12 protein-coding genes and 1 pseudogene are annotated in these 17,330 nt (G+C 65.7%); 6 read left to right on the top strand and 7 right to left on the bottom strand.

Annotated elements, in window-relative coordinates:
• Positions 1-30 precede the first annotated feature (30 nt).
• Entirely contained in the window at positions 31-1,422 is a 1,392-nt protein-coding gene (locus PL79_RS33470) for a sigma-54 dependent transcriptional regulator (RefSeq protein WP_044842946.1), read from the bottom strand.
• A 472-nt stretch (positions 1,423-1,894) separates the two neighbouring features.
• On the bottom strand, positions 1,895-2,425 hold the full coding sequence (locus tag PL79_RS36390; RefSeq protein WP_207671188.1) for a hypothetical protein: 531 nt from the start codon (positions 2,423-2,425) through the stop codon (positions 1,895-1,897).
• Positions 2,426-2,718: 293 nt separating this feature from the next.
• Here PL79_RS36390 and PL79_RS33475 point away from each other — a divergent pair, with 293 nt between their 5' ends.
• Together PL79_RS33475 and PL79_RS33480 are read left to right on the top strand one after the other, a co-directional pair.
• Positions 2,719-3,303: a drug:proton antiporter gene (locus tag PL79_RS33475; protein WP_044843144.1), complete on the top strand. Its 585-nt coding sequence runs from the start codon at positions 2,719-2,721 to the stop codon at positions 3,301-3,303.
• On the top strand, positions 3,300-4,874 hold the full coding sequence (locus PL79_RS33480) for a mannose-1-phosphate guanylyltransferase/mannose-6-phosphate isomerase (protein WP_044842945.1): 1,575 nt from the start codon (positions 3,300-3,302) through the stop codon (positions 4,872-4,874). Before PL79_RS33475 ends, PL79_RS33480 begins: the two co-directional genes overlap by 4 nt.
• A 114-nt stretch (positions 4,875-4,988) precedes the next feature.
• On the opposite strand, the gene PL79_RS33485 is transcribed toward PL79_RS33480, so the two are convergent.
• Positions 4,989-6,278, bottom strand: a complete 1,290-nt coding sequence (locus tag PL79_RS33485) for a right-handed parallel beta-helix repeat-containing protein (protein ID WP_044842944.1) — start codon at positions 6,276-6,278, stop codon at positions 4,989-4,991.
• Between the two features lie 370 nt (positions 6,279-6,648).
• Between PL79_RS33485 and PL79_RS33490 the strand changes: the two genes are divergently transcribed.
• From PL79_RS33490 to PL79_RS33500, 3 genes are all read left to right on the top strand, one after another.
• The gene (locus tag PL79_RS33490; RefSeq protein WP_044842943.1) at positions 6,649-7,698 is read left to right on the top strand and encodes a glycosyltransferase family 2 protein; all 1,050 of its coding nucleotides are present in this window, start codon (positions 6,649-6,651) and stop codon (positions 7,696-7,698) included.
• A gap of 439 nt (positions 7,699-8,137) precedes the next feature.
• Complete coding sequence (locus tag PL79_RS33495; protein WP_044842942.1) at positions 8,138-9,286, top strand: glycosyltransferase; 1,149 nt, start codon at positions 8,138-8,140, stop codon at positions 9,284-9,286.
• A gap of 27 nt (positions 9,287-9,313) precedes the next feature.
• Positions 9,314-10,393, top strand: a complete 1,080-nt coding sequence (locus tag PL79_RS33500) for a glycosyltransferase family 4 protein (protein WP_044842941.1) — start codon at positions 9,314-9,316, stop codon at positions 10,391-10,393.
• A gap of 59 nt (positions 10,394-10,452) precedes the next feature.
• On the opposite strand, the gene PL79_RS33505 is transcribed toward PL79_RS33500, so the two are convergent.
• From PL79_RS33505 to PL79_RS33520, 4 genes and pseudogenes are all read right to left on the bottom strand, one after another.
• Complete coding sequence (locus PL79_RS33505; RefSeq protein WP_044842940.1) at positions 10,453-11,622, bottom strand: acyltransferase family protein; 1,170 nt, start codon at positions 11,620-11,622, stop codon at positions 10,453-10,455.
• An 88-nt stretch (positions 11,623-11,710) separates the two neighbouring features.
• Positions 11,711-13,112 (bottom strand): annotated as a pseudogene (locus tag PL79_RS33510) (oligosaccharide repeat unit polymerase).
• A complete protein-coding gene (locus PL79_RS33515; protein ID WP_044842939.1) occupies positions 13,109-15,382 on the bottom strand; it encodes a polysaccharide biosynthesis tyrosine autokinase in 2,274 nt (757 codons plus the stop codon). The pseudogene PL79_RS33510 and the gene PL79_RS33515 overlap by 4 nt, the downstream one beginning before the upstream one ends.
• A gap of 58 nt (positions 15,383-15,440) precedes the next feature.
• Positions 15,441-16,667, bottom strand: coding sequence for a polysaccharide biosynthesis/export family protein (locus tag PL79_RS33520; protein WP_044842938.1), 1,227 nt, complete (start codon positions 16,665-16,667; stop codon positions 15,441-15,443).
• Between PL79_RS33520 and PL79_RS33525 the strand changes: the two genes are divergently transcribed.
• Complete coding sequence (locus tag PL79_RS33525; RefSeq protein WP_235879369.1) at positions 16,654-17,214, top strand: hypothetical protein; 561 nt, start codon at positions 16,654-16,656, stop codon at positions 17,212-17,214. The genes PL79_RS33520 and PL79_RS33525 overlap by 14 nt on opposite strands.
• The last annotated feature ends 116 nt before the right edge of the window (positions 17,215-17,330 follow it).

The raw sequence follows: 17,330 nt of genomic DNA on the forward strand, positions 1-17,330 counted from the left end.
GCACACGCTCGCACGGCCGCACCGCGAGCGTCAGTCCGACGAGCCCGTGCCGCGCGGCCGCTCGATGCCGTACGCTTCCATCCAGCGATAGAGCGTTGCACGCGACACGCCGAGCTCGCGCGCGGATGCGGCGACGCGTCCGCGCGTGCGCAGCAGCGCGGTTTCGATCGCTTCGCGCTCGATCGACTTGCGGATGTCGGCCACCGACGGCGACGCCGCGTCGAGACAGTATTCGAGCTCGAGGTCCTGCGCGGTGATCAGGCGCCCTTCCGTCATCACGACCGCGCGCCGCACGCGGTTGATCAGTTCGCGCACGTTGCCCGGCCAGTCATGCTTGTAGAGCGCCGTGATCGCATCCGTCGAAAAGCCGCGCACGCGATGGCGCGCGTCGCCGCGAAAGCGTTCGAGCATGTGATGCGCGAGCAGCTCGATGTCCTTGCCGCGCGCGCGCAGCGGCGGCTGGTCGATGCGCATCACGCAAAGACGGTGGAACAGGTCCGCGCGGAAACGCCCTTCTTCCATCGCTTCGCGCAGGTCGACGTGCGTCGCGGAGACGATCCGCACGTCGACCGGCACCGGGTCGCTGCCGCCGAGGCGATGAATCGCGCGCTCCTGCAGGAAGCGCAGCAGGCTCGCCTGGCTCTCGTGCGGCAGGTCGCCGATTTCGTCGAGCAGCAGCGTGCCGCCGTTTGCGGCCTCGACGTAGCCGATCTTGCGCGCGTTCGCGCCGGTAAACGCGCCGCGCTCATAGCCGAACAGTTCCGATTGCAGCAGGTGAGGCGGGATCGCTCCGCAGTTGACCGCGACGAACGGGCCGCTACGCCGTTCCGAATGACGATGGATCGCGACGGCCGTCAGTTCCTTGCCGGTGCCCGTCTCGCCGAACACGAACACGGGCGCGTCGGTGCGCGCGAAGCGCCGCACCGTATCGAACAGCCGCAACATCGCGCTGCAGGTGCCGACGATACCGTTCTCCTGCGATTCGAGGCGTTCCCGATCGCGCGCGAACAGGCATTCCATTCCGTACGCATGGCCGACCGTATCGGCAATGCGTTGGTGCGACGCGGGCAACGTGATGTAGTCGAAGCAATAGTCGCGCAACAGCGCGCGCACGTTCGGCGAGGCGGTCTGGCCGGTCTCGACGAGTGCGACCCACACGACGTCGCGCATCGACGCGCAGGTCGACGCGATGCTGCCGATCGCGTCGGCGTGACCGCCGCTCAGGTCGAGGATGCCGCAGGTGATTTCGCCGGAGGTATCGCGCAATTCGCTCGCGTGCGCGACGACCGTCACTTTCCAGTCGCGTCGCGCGAGTTCCTTGCGCAGCATGACGGACGGCGTCTGGGTCCAGTAAATCAGAGGACGCTGCCCGGTAATCCTCTCCCCGCCGGCGCTCTTATCGCGCGTTATTGGCATATTCATAGCGAACCATCACTTTCTCCACTCCGCGAACCGTTCGCGTGCGCTGCGGTCGGCGGCGCATGGCCACCTGTCCGCGCCGCGTTTCCGCAGCTTTGGCGAAGATCGAAACTGCACACGGCGAGAGCCCCCGGAGGTCGAGCCGGATGTCATCCGGCCTCGTTGTCATCGAACTCGAAGGGAACGCGCGGCCGCGGGAGCCGCGGCGTTCCGGCTTTCATACGACGCGCCGTCAGGCGGAGCGCGTCGGCAAACGGGATTTCCGTCCGCATTTGCGTCGCGTCGTACACGACAGCCGCGCCCGATGCTGAACCGGATGGCCGCCAACCCGCTTTCGGAATGGTGGCCTCATTTCATCCGTTCCTGAATCTACACCCCGTATCGAGATGGCCTTGTTACCAAAAGATAAAATCGATTCAGCCGATTACGCTGCCGCCCCGGCGCGCGCAGCGCGCGTTTAGCGCCTCAGATTTGATTATCCACGACCATTCCCGTCAATCAGTGCCAAATACCACTTTTCTGCAAGATCGGCGCCTTCCATTGCCCGCGATTCTCGCTTGAATCGCGCAAATAATCCGGGAAGCGTTTTGCATCCGTGGATAATCGCGCGCCCCTGCGACACCGCCATCACGCATCGAACGCGGGCGAACCGCGCGTGTTCGTTACAACATCGTAACGAAGCAGCCGGTCGTGCCGTCCGTCTCCTGACGCGATGCAGCATGGCGTCCATGCGTGTCGCGCCGCCAACGATCGCTGCCGACAGGCCGGCGCGACGGGCACTGTGCTGGTGCAGGGCCGCATGCAGCGCGAAAGCATCGGGCAGCGCACCGTCGCAAGTATGCGCGTGTTGGCCGGCGCGTCGAAACGATCGCGTCCGGATGAAGGATGCGCGCATCGCGAGGACATCGACGATGCGGCAGATGCTGGCCTGCGAGCAACCGGTCGCGATGCGCGGCCGACCCGCCGTGAACGATCGCAATCTCAAGTACAGCCCCCGATTCTTCAATCGCGTTCGATGCAGACTGCCCGCTGCGCGGTTCGCAGCGGACAGTCGCGACGAATCAATTATGGGAAAGCCGGCATGCGGCCACTGTGTGATACCGCACAGTGCCCCGCTCACATCACGGCCCGTTTCGCGCTGCCGGCATCGCCCGCACGAAACGGGCATAACGAGAGTGTGAGTATGCTTTCGAACAGACCGGCGCGCCCCGCATCCGCATCATGGACATCGGCGAGCCGCACCGGACGAACGCGTTCATGCGGCTCGGCGTGCTGAAGGCTTCACACGAGGACCGCATCATGGAATGGCATTGTTGTGAATTCGAACATCTGAGCGCCGTCGATCTCTATGCAATCCTGCGCTCGCGCAACGCAGTGCTGGTGGTCGAGGATGCGCATACGCATCTCGACATCGACGGCAAGGATGCGCATGCGCTGCACGTGTTCGCGTGCATGCACAAGGGTGACACGACGGAAGTCGTCGCCTACGCGCGCGTGCTGCCCGGCGACGACGCCGATCCGGACGTCGTGATCGACAAGGTGCTGACGAGCGAGGCATGTCGCGACGACCGCACCCTCGAGCAACTCATGCAGCGCGCGCTCACGGCCGCGCAGGCCGCATGGCCCGACGTGGCGGTTCGCACGCACGTTCCCGCACAACGCCAGGACTTCTATAAGCGTTTCGGATTCCGAAAGGCATACGGTCCCTATCTCGAACAGGGCGCGCCGTTCGTCGGTCTCGTCCGGCCCGCCGACCGCGCCGCCGGCGCGCTGCGTCAGCTGCTGTCCCGGACCGTCGCGGCGCCGCGATCGCGCAACGAGGACGCGCGCGTCGACGGCCGCGCACACAACCGGCTGCCTGCCGATACCGGAGCCAATCGATGAACGCCAACCTTCGCCCGGTTCCCGATCCCGAGCTGCCCTGCGTCCTGCCCGTCATACTCGCCGGTGGTTCCGGCACGCGCCTCTGGCCGCTGTCGCGCGAGCAGTATCCGAAACAGCTGATCGAGCTGACCTCGAACGAATCGCCGCTGTCGGCGACCGCGCGCCGCCTGAACGGCATCGCGAACGCGGCGCTCGGCGACACGCTGCTGCTGGTGTGCGGCGAACAGCATCGCATCATGAGCGCCGCGCAGGTGCTCGGGCGCGCGGCCCCCGCCCGCATCCTGCTCGAACCGGCCGCGCGCAATACGGCGCCCGCGCTGACGCTCGCGGCGCTCGACGCCAGCGTGCTCGCGGACGATCCCATCCTCGCGGTCATGCCGGCCGATCACGTGATCGGCGACGTCGCCGCATTCCAGGAAGCGGTCGGGCGCGCGGCGCGCTACGCGCAGGAAGGCGCGATCGTCACGCTCGGCGTGCTGCCGCGCCGCGCGGAAACCGGCTACGGCTACATCCAGGTCGGCGAGCCGCGCGCCGGCCGCCTCGGCGGACAAGGCGGCTATGCGATCGGGCGCTTCGTCGAGAAGCCGAACGCGGCGCTCGCCGAGCGCTACCTGCATTCGGGCGATTACTGGTGGAACAGCGGGATTTTCGTCACGCGCGCATCGACCTGGCTGAAGGCGATCCGCGCGCTCGCACCCGACATCCATGCGGCCTGCGACGCGGCATGGCGCGCGGGCACCGCCGAGCATCCGTTCTTCCGGATCGACGCGGCGGCCTTCGACGCGTGCCCGTCCGACTCGATCGACTACGCGGTCATGGAGCGCCTCGCGGAGCACCCCGAACTCGGCATCGAAGGGATCGTGGTGCCGCTGTCCGCAGGCTGGTCGGACGTCGGCACCTGGGATGCGATCTGGGAAATCATGCCGAAGGACGATCAGGGCAACGTCGCGCGCGGCCCGATCGTGTTCGAGGACACGCAGGACAGTCTCGTGCGCTCGGAGGGCCGGCTGATCGCGTGCGTCGGGATGAAGGACGTCGTCGTGATCGAGACGCCCGATGCGGTGCTGGTCGCGAACAAGCACGACGTGCAGCGCGTGAAGAACATCGTCGCGCGCCTGAAGACCGAGCAGCGCCCGCAGGCGAGCGAACACCGCAAGGTGCAGCGGCCGTGGGGCCACTACGATTCGATCGATCTCGGCGAGCGGTTCCAGGTGAAGCGGATCGTCGTCGAACCCGGCAAGCGGCTGTCGCTGCAGATGCACTATCACCGCGCCGAGCACTGGATCGTCGTGCGCGGCACCGCGAAGGTCACGCGCGGCAACGAGACCTTCCTGCTCAGCGAAAACGAATCGACTTATATCGCCGTCGGCGAGGTCCACCGCCTCGAGAATCCCGGCCGGATTCCGCTCGAGATCATCGAGGTGCAGTCGGGTGATTATCTCGGCGAAGACGATATCGTGCGGTATGATGATCAGTATGGAAGGCCGGTCGTCGAGAGCGTGCGGCAGCGCCCGTCGATCGCCTCGCGCGAACCGGACGAGGAAGCCTCGGAACGCAACGTCATCCGGTAAGCGCATGCGGATCGAGGCGGCGTGCGCGATGGCGATGCGCGCCGCCGCGCGAACAAGGGGTGGCCGCCTGTTCACTGCATGGCGTCGCCGACCGGCGGCCCACGCGACGCACGATCAGTCGATGCCGCCTTGCGACCAGCGCGCTTGCCTGACCGATTCGCGCACGCGCGGCAACAACGACGTATCCGCGCCGATCGCGTCACCTGCCGCCGACAACGGCTGACGCGCGGCCGCACACGGCGCGCCCCTCGCCGGCCCACCCGACGCTCCCGCCGGTCGGCCGGTCGCGCAATCGTGCGCGGGGTCGACCCGGACCGGCATTCCGCCGATCCCCGACAGTTGATTGTCCGCGAGCCGCACGCCCGACACGTTTCCCCACAGGCGAATGCCGTCGAATCGCGCATGCGACACACGGTTGCCGATCACGGTCACGCGCGACACCGAACCCGACCACGTGCTGACCTCGATCGCCGCCTGCTGCGTGACCGGACGAGGATCGGCCCGGCCCGTCGCTGTCTGGATATCCGCGATCGAGTTGCCCTCGATGCGGATGTCGGACGAGCCGGCAGTTCGATTGCTGTCTTCCTGCGCGACGAGAATGCCCGAGCTCACCTGTACGTTGCGCACGATATTGTTCGAGATGGTGACGTTCGAACCGCCGACCACCGTGATGCCCCGGCCCCACGGGTTGCCCTCCAGCGAGTTGCCGGTAATCAGCACGTTGCGCGTCAGCACGCCTTCCGCCTGGTAACTCACCACGGCGATCATGTCGTCGCCGGTCCCGCGCACGACGTTGCCCTGCACGAGCACGTTGTGCGAGCCGTGCGTCATGTGAATGCCGTCGGCCAGCGTCGACAGCACCTCGTTGCCGACGATCGCGACGTCAGCGCCGCCGAACACGAAGATCCCGCCGCCCGCGCCACCGTCGATGACATTGTCGAGCACCTGCACGCCGCGCCCCGTCACCTCGACCTTCGAAGACTCCGGCGTCGTGAGGCGTGTCGTGCCGGTTCCGGTGAGCCGAAAGCCGACGAGCGTCGTACCCGCGCCGCGCATCTCGACCGTCTGGTCGCCCGGGGTTGTCGCGATCAGCGTCGCGCCGTAGCCCGACAACACCACATTCCGCTGCCGCACGACCAGCGACCGGCCGACCACGTACCGCCCCGGCGCGAACACCAGTCGCTGGCCAGGCTGCAACGCGTCCAGCGCATGTTGCAGCATGTCGGCCTGATCGGCCGCGTCCGCAGCGGGACGAACGTACGCATCCGGTACAGCCGAATGAAACGCACCAGGCGCAGGCGTGCCGGATGCTGCCGCGGCACTGCCCGGCCAAGCCAGTCCGCCTGCCACGCACATCGCGGCAAGCGCCACACGCGCAAGAAACGGGCCGTGTGATCTATGCATGTCGAGTCGACTCCCTGGAATGACTTCGCGCGCGTCCGCCGGCGCGCCCGAATCGCTGCATGCCGGCCGAGTTGTCGGCCCGCGATACCGCCGAAACAGGCGGTGTACTACGTTCGATTGGATCATTCGAACCCGCCGCGTTTCAGTGCGTCAACAGACCAATACATCCCGCCTGCGCGGCGGATCCGACATGCCGTTGACGATTCATCGCGCTTCCAATGAAGCGAATCGCGGAACGGTAGGCTCGCGAACCGAGTGCCGGTCTGCGACACGTATCATGGCCACCATGCGACGCGACCGTGCGCCGGGGCACCGCACCTGCGCGCCGGCCCCCCGGATCGTCCGCACTTCGCTCGTCCAGAATCCGTTCATGACCGACCTGACCATCGCAATCTGCAACTACAACCACGGCGCATACCTGCGCGACGCGATCGATTCGGCGCTCTCGCAGGGCGCGCACGGTGTACGCGTGCTGGTCGTCGACGACGGTTCGACCGACGATTCGCGCGACATCATTCGCTCGTACGGCGAGCGCGTGACGGCGGTGTTCCAGGAGAATCGCGGTCAGGTCGCCGCATACAACCGCGCGCTCGAACATGTCACGACGCGCTACGTGATCCTGCTCGACGCTGACGACCTGCTCTATGCCGACGCCGCGGCCCGCGTGCTCGCCGCATTCGCGTCCGGCGACTTCGTGAAGGTGCATTTCCGGCTCGACGTGATCGCGCGGGACGGGGCGATGACCGGGGCCAGCGTGCCGCAGTCGGCCGTCGACACCGATTGCGGCCGCCTGTTGCGCGCGGGCTGGCTGTACCCGTCGCCGCCCGCATCGGGCAACGCGTATCGGGTCGATGCGCTCAAGCGCATCTTTCCGGTACCCGTCACCCCGGACAACCTGCATGGCGCGGATTTCTATGCGATCTACGGTATCGCGTTGCTCGGTGCCGTACACATGATCGATGCAACGCTCGGCGGCTATCGCGTCCATCAGCAGCCGGGGACGCGCCCGTCCGCCGACACGCCGGCCCTCGCCCTCACCAATTCGGAAGACGCCGCGACGGGCGCGCTGAAAGCCGAACGCCGATGGGCGACGCTGCGCATGCTTGCCGGCACACGGCTGCACGAAGCATTGCCGATCGCGCCGCTCGACTTCGCGATCGAGAAGGCCCGCTTCGCAAGCACGCTCTATCACGCCCCACTCGTGCGGCGCTGGCGCTGGTTCCTGTGCGAATCCGGGCGCTACTGGCAAACCGTGCTGCGCAACCCGTTCTGGGGGCCCGCCAAGAAAGCGGCCGTGGCCGGGCTGTCGCTCGCATGCTTGCTGCCGTCGGCAACGCTCAGCAACCGTGCGATTCGCTATATCTCCAATCCGCTCGCGCGCGTGCGGAAGTCGTCCGGCCATCACGCCGACGCTCGATAGCGTCGCCGAGTCGCGCCTTCGGTAAGCCATCGCACCCAGCGGGTCGCGCATGCGCTGCACAATGATCCGGACCAGTGGATTCACGCGCACTGACCGGATTTCGTCGTTGTCTCGTCTCCAGTCGTCGTAGTCGAACGCCGGTATCCGATGTTCGGAGGAATCGAGCCGACACGTAGAACGCGGCATTGATTCGTCACGCTGCGTCGTGTTCGGCACGCTCCGGCAACGTCGACCCGATATTCCATCGGCGGAAACCATCCGGCTGCCTCGTCAGCTCGAACAAGCGACTGCGACAGCAGGATCCAATGGCCACGGCAGCCATGCATTTATCAATCAGGAATGCATAGTTTAACGAACTCGACACCGAGACAACACGATTCGCGGGCGGCTCATCGTCACGACGGGCGATGAATGTGCGATCGGATCGCTAGACCGAAAGATGACCCAAGAAAAGATCGTTCATATCGCCGAAGCGTTTGGTGGCGGCGTGCTTTCGATGCTGACCCATCTCGCCAACCATGCCGCGGCGACCGGCGTCGACGTGACGGTTCTGCATTCGATCCGACCGGAAACCCCGACCGATTTTTCAACGCTATTCCTGCCTGACGTGAAGCTCGTTTACGTCGACATGGCGCGCGAGGTGAGCGTCAAACAGGATCTGAGGAGCTTGCGTGCGCTGGTCCGGAACCTGCGCGACTGCAAGCCGACCGCGATTCATCTGCACTCGTCGAAGGCCGGCGTGCTGGGGCGAATCGCCGCACGGATCGCCGCCCCGAATGCGAAGGTCCTCTACTCGCCGCACGGACTCTCGTTCCTGCGCCGCGACGTGTCGCGCATGAAGCAGTACGCCTATCTGAGCTTCGAGCGCATCGCGGCGCACATCGGCGGAACCATCGTCGCGTGCTCCGGCAGCGAACTCGCCGAGATCCGGGGAAAGGTCCGGGCAAAGTCGGCAGTCCTGGTGGAAAACGGCGTCAATGCGGCGGAGATCCCACCGCGTCGAACGCGCGACGATCGCAAAGTCGTCATCGGGATGAGCGGCCGGGCGTCGTTCCAGAAAAATCATGAAGCATTCGTGCGCCTTGCCGACACGCTGCACGGCGCGGACGTCGAGTTTCTCTGGATCGGCGGCGATGCCGCCGAGATTCCGGACCCCGGCCAGCGCCGGGCAGTCGTCTGCAGCGGCTGGGTCACCCGCGCACGCGCGCTCGCGCTGACGTCGGAACTGGATATCTACGTCCAGACCTCCCGATGGGAAGGCATGCCGGTCGCGTTGATCGAAGCGCAGGTCGCCGGCATACCGGCCGTGGTGACGGACGTCGTGGGCAATCGCGACGTGGTGATTCACGGCGTGACCGGCTATGTCGCGTCGAGCGCTGACGAGATGGCCGCATATCTGACCCTGCTGCGCGACGACCGACAGCTTCGCGAGGAAATGGGCGCGGCAGCCCGAAAACGGGCGATTCAGCGGTTTTCGATGAGCGCGATTTTCCGGCAGTGGAATGCGCTTTACGGACTCGATACCGAAGAGCCGCGTGTCGACACGCGCGACTTCAAGCCGGTTGCACCGGATCACGTCAAAGCCTGACTCCGATTTCGATATCTCCTTATTGACATGATCGCTTTCAAGAAACCGAAGCAACTCGTATACAACGGCCGCTTCACCACGCAGAAGACAACCGGCGTGCAGCGCGTCGCGCGCGAGCTGATCGCCGCATTGATCAAGTTTCAGCCGCAGGATCCGGTGACCGTGCTGGTGCCTCCGCAGCCCGGCGTCGAGGTAAGCGGTGCGAGGACGGTCAAGGTCGGTTTTTTCAAGGGCGTGGTCTGGGAACAGCTGGTGCTCCCGCTGTTCGCTCGCCGCGGACGCATCGTCAATCTCAGCAATTCGGCATCCATTTTCATCGGCAACCAGATCATCTACATGCACGATGCGGCGGTGTTCGACACGCCCGCGCATTTCTCCCGGCCATTTCGCGTGTGGTACCGGATCATGTTCTGGATCCTGGCGCGAACCTCCGTTTGCGTGCTGACCAACTCCTATTTCTCGCGGGATCGCCTCGCGCATCACTGCGGCGTCTCCGCGGAGAAGATCAGCGTCGTGCCGCTCGGTGCGGATCATCTCGATGCCCTGGAAGCGGACACGAGCGTGCTCGACAAGCATGCGCTGACGCACGGCCGCTTCGTGCTCGCGGTCAGCAGCATGAATCCGACCAAGAACTTCGGGCGGCTGATCGCGGCATTCCGGCAGATCGACGATCCGTCGGTCGATCTCGTCATCGTCGGCATGCAGAACGCCACCGTGTTCGGCAAGCAGGATCATCTCTCGGCATCCGAGCCGAACATCAAGTACGCGGGCTACATCAGCGACGAGCAATTGAAGGCGCTGTATCAGAACGCAGCGTGCTTCCTTTATCCGTCGATCTACGAAGGGTTCGGCATACCGCCTCTCGAGGCGATGCGCTACGGCTGTCCGGCGGTTGTCGGCAAATCGGCCGCACTGCCGGAAGTCTGTGCCGATGCGGCGCTGTACTGCGATCCGTATTCGCATGACGACATCGCGCAGAAATTGCGGAGCCTGCTCGATTCCGCCGAGCTCAGGGCCGAGCTCAAACGCAAGGGAAGCCTGCACGCGGAGAAATATCGCTGGAGCCGAAGCGCCGAGATGATGACGGAAATCTTCGAGAGTCTGTAAGAGCAACTCCCGCATTCCGGCGCCGCAACGACGCCGGTGTGCTCCGCGAACTGCTCCGGTTACCCGACGTTGACCGGGTTGCCGGTCGCGGCCCGATGATTTCCGAACATGCGCTTGCCCAGATACGACCTGATCGGTTCTTCAACAAATTTCGCCAGGATGGCGGCGGACACGATCGAAAGAAACGCGGCGATCATCGCGGTTCGGACAACGTGGATGTCGGCCTGTGGCGCATACGCGAACACCAGCCTTCCGATCGGATAGTGCACGCAATAAAGCGGATACGAGATCCAGCCGAGGAACGCGCTGAGCCTTGCAATCGTCTTGCCGCTGGGCGCGAGCATGGCCCCCCGGTAAACCAGCGCAGGTGCGACGAACAGCAGGATAGCCACTGAATACATCCCCTTGATCGACGACGGAAACGCGACGACCAGCAGGAAAACGACAAACAGCATGTAGTCGTTCTTCACGAGCCCGGCGACGAACCAATGCGGCCTGGCCGAGACACTAGCGTCATGCATCTTCCCGATCGCCACTCCCAGCAGGAACCCGTAGCCGACCCTGAAGAATCCGCCGATGAAATTATCGGCCGACCAACCCTGATTCAGGATCACCGTCAACTTGTCGTTGTCGAGGCCCACGAGCCATCCATACACGACGAAGGCACCGAGGCTCGCATATGCCAGTCGCAGCAGACTCTGCGTCGTCATCTTGATCGCCGCGATCAGGACCACACTCGCGAACAGCTCGAAGAAGAGCGACCATGCGGGAGGGTTCAGAGGAAACACGCCCGGGTCGTCGACTGCCGGCAAGCCGTGATTCGCTGCGCCGACAAAGCCTGCCACTGAAAAACGACCGAGATACGGAACTAGAAAGTAGTTCTGGCCGGTGGCTGCCGCCAGGTTACCCAGCGAAAAGGCCGCCGACGAGTGCATACGCATGACGACGAGGCTCGCGAACCCGATCGTGAACCCGATGCATATCATCGGATACAGGCGCATCACGCGTCGCTTCAAATACTCGCCCCACCACGACTCCTGACGCAGTCTTTCGCCATAAGAGTAGGTCAGGATGAATCCACTCAGCATGAAAAAAACGTCTACCGAAAGATATGCACTCTGCAATATCGGAATCGGCAGGTCCTGAAGGAAATGCATGAACATCACGCTGATGGCTGCAATGCCGCGCAACCCGTCCAGAATTTCGAACTTCTGCTTGTGAGTAGCCATGAAAGGTAGTGGCTCCGGGAAATATTGATTTTTGGGACCCGGCAATCTACAAAGTGGTCGCATGCCCCGTACCGCACGACCCTTGCTGTTATCGCGACAAGACCGGATCGACGTCCGTGGCCCGATTCTCAGGCGACGGCACGCCCGCCTCCATCTCCACCGGATCCGGCGCCGGCGGCATCGGGCGCAGCACATGCCCGAGCTTTTGCGAACCAGTGGAACACGGCGATCAGCAGTACGACCGGCACGAAATTCCGCCCGCTGAACAGATTCGGGGTCCGCATGATTTCCATTACCGACACGAACAACACCGCGTGTGCGCAGCACCAGAACCCGTTCCCGCTCCGCCAGCCCGCATAACTGCGACCCACCACCCAGCCGAGCACGAGTGCGTCGAACAGGCCGAACCAGCCCCACTCGTAGAAGTGGACGAAAATCCCCGACGGGTTATTGAACTCCGGATCGGCGTAGCCGTTCAGGAACAGGTTGATGCTGTCGCCCGAGTCGAGCCACGGCTGCAACGTCGCTCCGATGATCGGGAAGCGCAGCAGCCAGTCGAACGTGAACATCGGGTGGCCCTGGTCCCAGCCCAGCACACTCAGTATTCCCGCGCCGTTGTTCAACGACGTCGAGTAGTACAGACCCAGGCGTTCGAGCGCGAAATCGAACAGGTTGTCGTAGATGTTGACGTAATAGGCTTCCCACGACCGGTTGTACTCGTTGGCGATGAACAGCCCGAACAACAGCGGGATCGCCGCATACGGACCGAGCGTCAACAACCTCGAATACCTGCCGCCGAGCCGGAATCGAACGACCATGAGCGCAAGCGGCATCATCATTTCAATCAGCGCAAGCCGCTCGGCGAAGATGAAGCTGCGCAGCAGCGTCAGCGCCGCGAGCACGGCAAAGTAGATCTTGTAGCGATTCAGTCCCTTTACCGGTGTCCTGAACACATAGAAATACAGTACGACGTACGGTGCGGTCGCCTGCGTGAACGTGCTGAGGCCCGTAATGCGCCCTTTCAGATCGAGCATGTCGTACGCATTCGCTTCGCCCCGGACGAACGCGACCAGCAGTGCCGGATGCGTGACGATGCCGCTCAACAACAGGGCATAGCCGAACAGAGCGAGCGCGAACACGAAATCGAGCACGCGAGGCGACAGTTCGACTGTGGCGGGCGGCGGACCCCGCCGCGTCTGCACTTCGGTCGTCGCGAGCCATGCCGTGGCCATCACCACCACCAGGAACAGCGCGCCGACGAACGCGTAGTAGCCGTCGAAGTAGATCCGCGCAATCGACTTCTGGTCGCCCAGCAGGCTGAGCGACAGCAATCCATACAGCGGCAGGATGAACATCAGCACGAGGCGTGCCGGGTCCTCCCACCAATATCCCGTATACCCGCCCGCGGGACCGCGCACGCGCGCCATCCGGCGCATCGTCGCCGGGCCCTGTCGCGGCCCGGCCCCTGCTCCGCCCGCTCGCCAGTTCATGACGCCCGTTCCACCCGTTGCCGCGGCGCCATCGCCTCTGCATATCCGGACGCGGCCTGATGCGTGTTCGTATCCGCATAGCCGTAGTCGTACCGTCCCGGCGCGCCCTTGTAATCGTTCAGGACCACGCCGCGCACGTCGATATGCGCGTGTTCGAGCCGTCGTGCGCTTTCGTCGAGTTCCGCCAGTGTCGTCACGCCGCTGCGCGCGACGAGGAACACGGTTCCCGCGAGGCGGCCGAGCACAAGCGCATCGGCCACCGGCAGCAACGGCGGGCCGTCGATCACGACCATGTCGTAGCGCGATGCGACCTGCTCGATCAGTTCGGCGAGCGCGGGCTGCAGCAGCAGCTCGCCCGGATCGGGCACGACGCTGCCCATCGCGATGAAATCGAGGCCCGGCACGATGCCGCGCTTGATCGCCTCGTCGAGCCGGTGGGTGCCAGCCACCACGTCCGACAGGCCCGGTGCGCGGCTGTAGCGGAATCGTTCGTGCAGCGACCCCTTGCGCAGGTCGGCATCGATCAGCAGGACTCGCCGTTTCGCCGCGCCGACGAGCGACGCGATATTCGCGGCGACGAACGACTTGCCGACACCCGTCGTCGGCCCGGAAATCAACACGACGGGATTCGACGCGTGCGGCATCGACAGTTGCAGTGCCGCACGGAAATTGCGCAGGCTTTCGAGCGCCGCGTCCTGCACGGCGACGGGCGGCACCGGCGCGCGCGCGCCGCGCCGTCCGGCCTTCGAGCCCAGCTCCGCTTGCGCCACGCCCGGGCTGTGCGGCACGGTCGCGAACACCGGCAGTCCCGTCGTCCATTCGATTTCCTCGGCATCGCCGATCGTGCCGACGATGCGCTGCCGGACGATCACGATTGCCGCGCCTGCCAGCAGGCCCACCATCAGCAGGGCGATCACGGCGACCCCGCGATGCGGGCCGATCGGCTGCTCGGCGACCTTCGCCGTATCGACGATCCGCACGGTGCCGGTCTTGCTGGCCCGCGCGAGGATCATCTGCTGGCGTGTGTTGAGCAGGTTCGTGTACAGCGCCGTGTCGACGGCCACGTCGCGCTGCAACTGCAGCACGCCCTGTTCGACGGTCGGCAGTTGCTGGATCTGCTTGCGTGTCGTGTCGAGCGAACGCTGCGCGTCGGAGAGCTGAGCATCGACGGCCACCACGGCCGGATGCTTCGGCATGAAGCGCGTCAGCAATTCCTCGCGCCGCTGCTGCAGCGTCTGCACGCGCGTCTCGATGTCGACCGACTGCTGGCGCAACGCCAGCGCCTCGTCGCTCGTATTGACCGTCCCGTGCGAGGCCCGGAACGCGTTGAAGCGGCTTTCCGCCTTTTCGAGCTGCGCCTTGAGCTGCGGCAACTGGGCGTCCATGAAGCGGATCAGCTTGTCGGCCGCCTCGGACTTGCGCTGCGTGTTCTGCGCCAGGTATGCGTCGCCGATCGCGTTCAGCACACGGCTGTCGTGCACGGGATCGGTGCCGTCAAGCGTCACGCCGACCATGTTCGACTGCTTGCCGCGCTCCGAGATCAGCGCGTTCTTCTGCAGCCAGGCCGTCGCCTCCTCGTCGCTGTAGCGCGTCAGGTCGAAGCGTGCGCCGGGCTTGCCGGCCACGCCGCGCACGAAGATGTCGAGCGGCCCCTGCGGCGTCTCGACATGTAGCGGCTGCCCGATGCGGCCCTGCCATGCCGGCCCCTTGCGGCCGAACCAGCCCGTACGCTGCAGCGTGTAGGCGCCATCGTCGCCGACGGTCAGCGCGAACCGCTTGCCGAGCAGGCGCTTCGGCACGTCGAAGGTCGGCACGTCGATGCGCTCGGTGCCGTACACATAGCCGCCCGGCAACGGCGACGACAGCCCGTCGGCCGCGTTCACGAACCGCCAGCCGATCAGCGGCAGGTAATGCGGCCGGGCGTCGACGGCCAGATTGGTGCTGTCGATCGCGCGATCGAGCACCGCGCGGGATTTCAGCACTTCGATCTCGGTCGACGCATCCGTCTTCAGGTCGAATACCGACGACGGATCACCGGTCGGCGACGTCGATTTCGAGTCGGTCGGGCTTTGCTCGACCTGGAACAGGATGTCGGTCCGGTAGACGGGGGCCGCACACAGCGCATACACGGCGCCAACGAGCGCGCCCGCGAGCGCCGTGCCCAGGATCAGGCGCCGGCCGCCGTACAGCATGCCCCAGTAGCGGCGCACCGGATAGGACGGCCGCAGGGCGGGCCCGCTGTGCGGGTCGGGCAGGGTCGAGGAAGTCATACGGCATCAGTCCCGTAGGCGCGACGCGCGGTCGCGATGACGAAATGGGTCATGAGGGTCACGGCGAAATCGCCTTGGCCGTCAGCGCACCCTGCGCGGACGACGGAATCAGCAGGTTGACGACGCGGCTCCAGCGCACCAGCGACGACGCATCGACGAACACGACGTCGCGACGCTCGAGCGAAAACTGGTCGGCCAGCGCGAACGACGCGGGCGAACTGCCGTCGAGGTGGTACACCCGCGGGCGGTTGTCCGGGCCACGACGCACGACGAACACCTGGCGCGCGTCCGACGTGTACTGGCTCGCGCCGCCCGTGTCGCCGAGCGCTTCGCCGAGGCTCATCCGGCCGTCGGTCAGCGTCAGCGTCGCGGGCCGCGACACCTCGCCGAGCACGAACACCTTCGCGTCGCTCGCCGCGCGCACGCGCACGAGATCGCCGTCGCGCAGCAGGATGTTCGACGGGTTCACGCCCGCGGCGATCAGCGCCGGCAGGCTCACGTTCACGGTCTTGTCGCCGCGCGTCACCGAGACCTGCGAGCGATCGGCCGTCGGGGTAAAGCCGCCCGCGCGGTCGATCGCCTCGGGCAACGTCATCGGCATGTCGTTGACGATCTGTAGACCCGGCGTGCGCACCTCGCCATCGAGATAGACACGCTTGCTGCGATAGGTCTGCACGCGCAGCGCGATCTGCGGCTTGCGCACGTATTCGCCGAGCCGCTTCGTCAGCAGCGCGCGCGCCTGCGCCTCGGTCAGCCCCGCCACGTGCACGAGGCCGGCATACGCGAACTGCACGTTGCCGTTTGCGTCGACCGTGTAGCCGGTCGCGACCGAACTGGCACCGACACCGTCGCCGCCCGCCGTCGTCTGCGTCGTCGGCAGGTTCAGTTCGGGGTGGTCCCATACGACGATGCCGAGCACGTCGCCGGGGCCGATCGTGTACGGCTTCGGCTTGCCGAACAGCTGGCGGATTTCCGCATCGACATCGGGCGGCCGGCTCGCATGCTGCTGCGCGACGAACGCCGGCGTGATTTCGATCAGCTCCTCGCTCGACACGTTCTGCACACCGTCGAGGCCGCCCGCGCCCGATGCATCGGCGCTCACGCGCGCATTCGCGTCACGGTCGGCAGGCGCCCGGTACGTCATGCCCGGCGACAACGCACATGCGCTCAATGCGCACGCGGCCGCCACGATCGCCATGCGCGACAGCCACGGTGCGCGACGGGTGCCGGCCATGCGTGGCTGCAGCGCTCCGTGCGTCGATTCGGGTTGCGTGGTGATTGACATCGTGCCCTTCCAAAACTGTGCGGTAACCCGCCGAACGCGGCGAATTCCGGCATTACGCTTGCCGGCGCGGCTCGCATCGCGGTGCCGCACCTCCCTCTACACCGCACGTCAAACCGTACGATTCGTCATGAACTGCTCTTCGTCGCTTTCGTTACTCGTCTGCATCGCCTCGGCCGGCATCGTCTGCGCCGTCGATGCGCAGACGTTGCCCGCCGTCCCGGCCGACGCGCCGACGTTCGCATCGGCGGCGGCGCTCCCGCCCGTACCGTTGCAGCGTTCGGCGCAAGTCGCCGCGACAAGCGACGGCGTCGAACCCGCTGCAGCCGCCTCCGGAGTCGCGATGTCCGCTTCCGCGCGTCCCATCGCCAGCACCGCCGTCCAGCCCGAAACGCGCGCCCGCGGCGCGCTGCGCCGGCCGCTCGTGCCGGGGCGGCCGCATCGCCCGCAAGCGGCCAGTGCACCCGCCGACGACGTATGGCGCAGCGACAGGTTGTATGCGTCGCCCTACGCGAAGTCGCCCTATGAGCAACCGGACGATCCGGACTGAAGCATCCCGGCCGGTCATGCCTCGGCATGACCGGCGATGCACCGATACGGAATTGGACACCACGGCGAACGGCACGTCTGTGAGGGACCCCACCGAACGCCGATCTTCATGCGTAG

Origin of the sequence: Burkholderia sp. USMB20, from assembly GCF_000949135.2 — a bacterium.
GTDB lineage: Bacteria > Pseudomonadota > Gammaproteobacteria > Burkholderiales > Burkholderiaceae > Burkholderia.

Bases quoted from the DNA above. Each gene is read 5' to 3' on its own strand.
- PL79_RS33470 (WP_044842946.1), bottom strand. From the start codon at position 1,422: ATGAATATGCCAATAACGCGCGATAAGAGCGCCGGCGGGGAGAGGATT.
- PL79_RS33475 (WP_044843144.1), top strand. From the start codon at position 2,719: ATGGAATGGCATTGTTGTGAATTCGAACATCTGAGCGCCGTCGATCTC.
- PL79_RS33480 (WP_044842945.1), top strand. From the start codon at position 3,300: ATGAACGCCAACCTTCGCCCGGTTCCCGATCCCGAGCTGCCCTGCGTC.
- PL79_RS33485 (WP_044842944.1), bottom strand. From the start codon at position 6,278: ATGCATAGATCACACGGCCCGTTTCTTGCGCGTGTGGCGCTTGCCGCG.
- PL79_RS33490 (WP_044842943.1), top strand. From the start codon at position 6,649: ATGACCGACCTGACCATCGCAATCTGCAACTACAACCACGGCGCATAC.
- PL79_RS33495 (WP_044842942.1), top strand. From the start codon at position 8,138: ATGACCCAAGAAAAGATCGTTCATATCGCCGAAGCGTTTGGTGGCGGC.
- PL79_RS33500 (WP_044842941.1), top strand. From the start codon at position 9,314: ATGATCGCTTTCAAGAAACCGAAGCAACTCGTATACAACGGCCGCTTC.
- PL79_RS33505 (WP_044842940.1), bottom strand. From the start codon at position 11,622: ATGGCTACTCACAAGCAGAAGTTCGAAATTCTGGACGGGTTGCGCGGC.
- PL79_RS33515 (WP_044842939.1), bottom strand. From the start codon at position 15,382: ATGACTTCCTCGACCCTGCCCGACCCGCACAGCGGGCCCGCCCTGCGG.
- PL79_RS33520 (WP_044842938.1), bottom strand. From the start codon at position 16,667: ATGTCAATCACCACGCAACCCGAATCGACGCACGGAGCGCTGCAGCCA.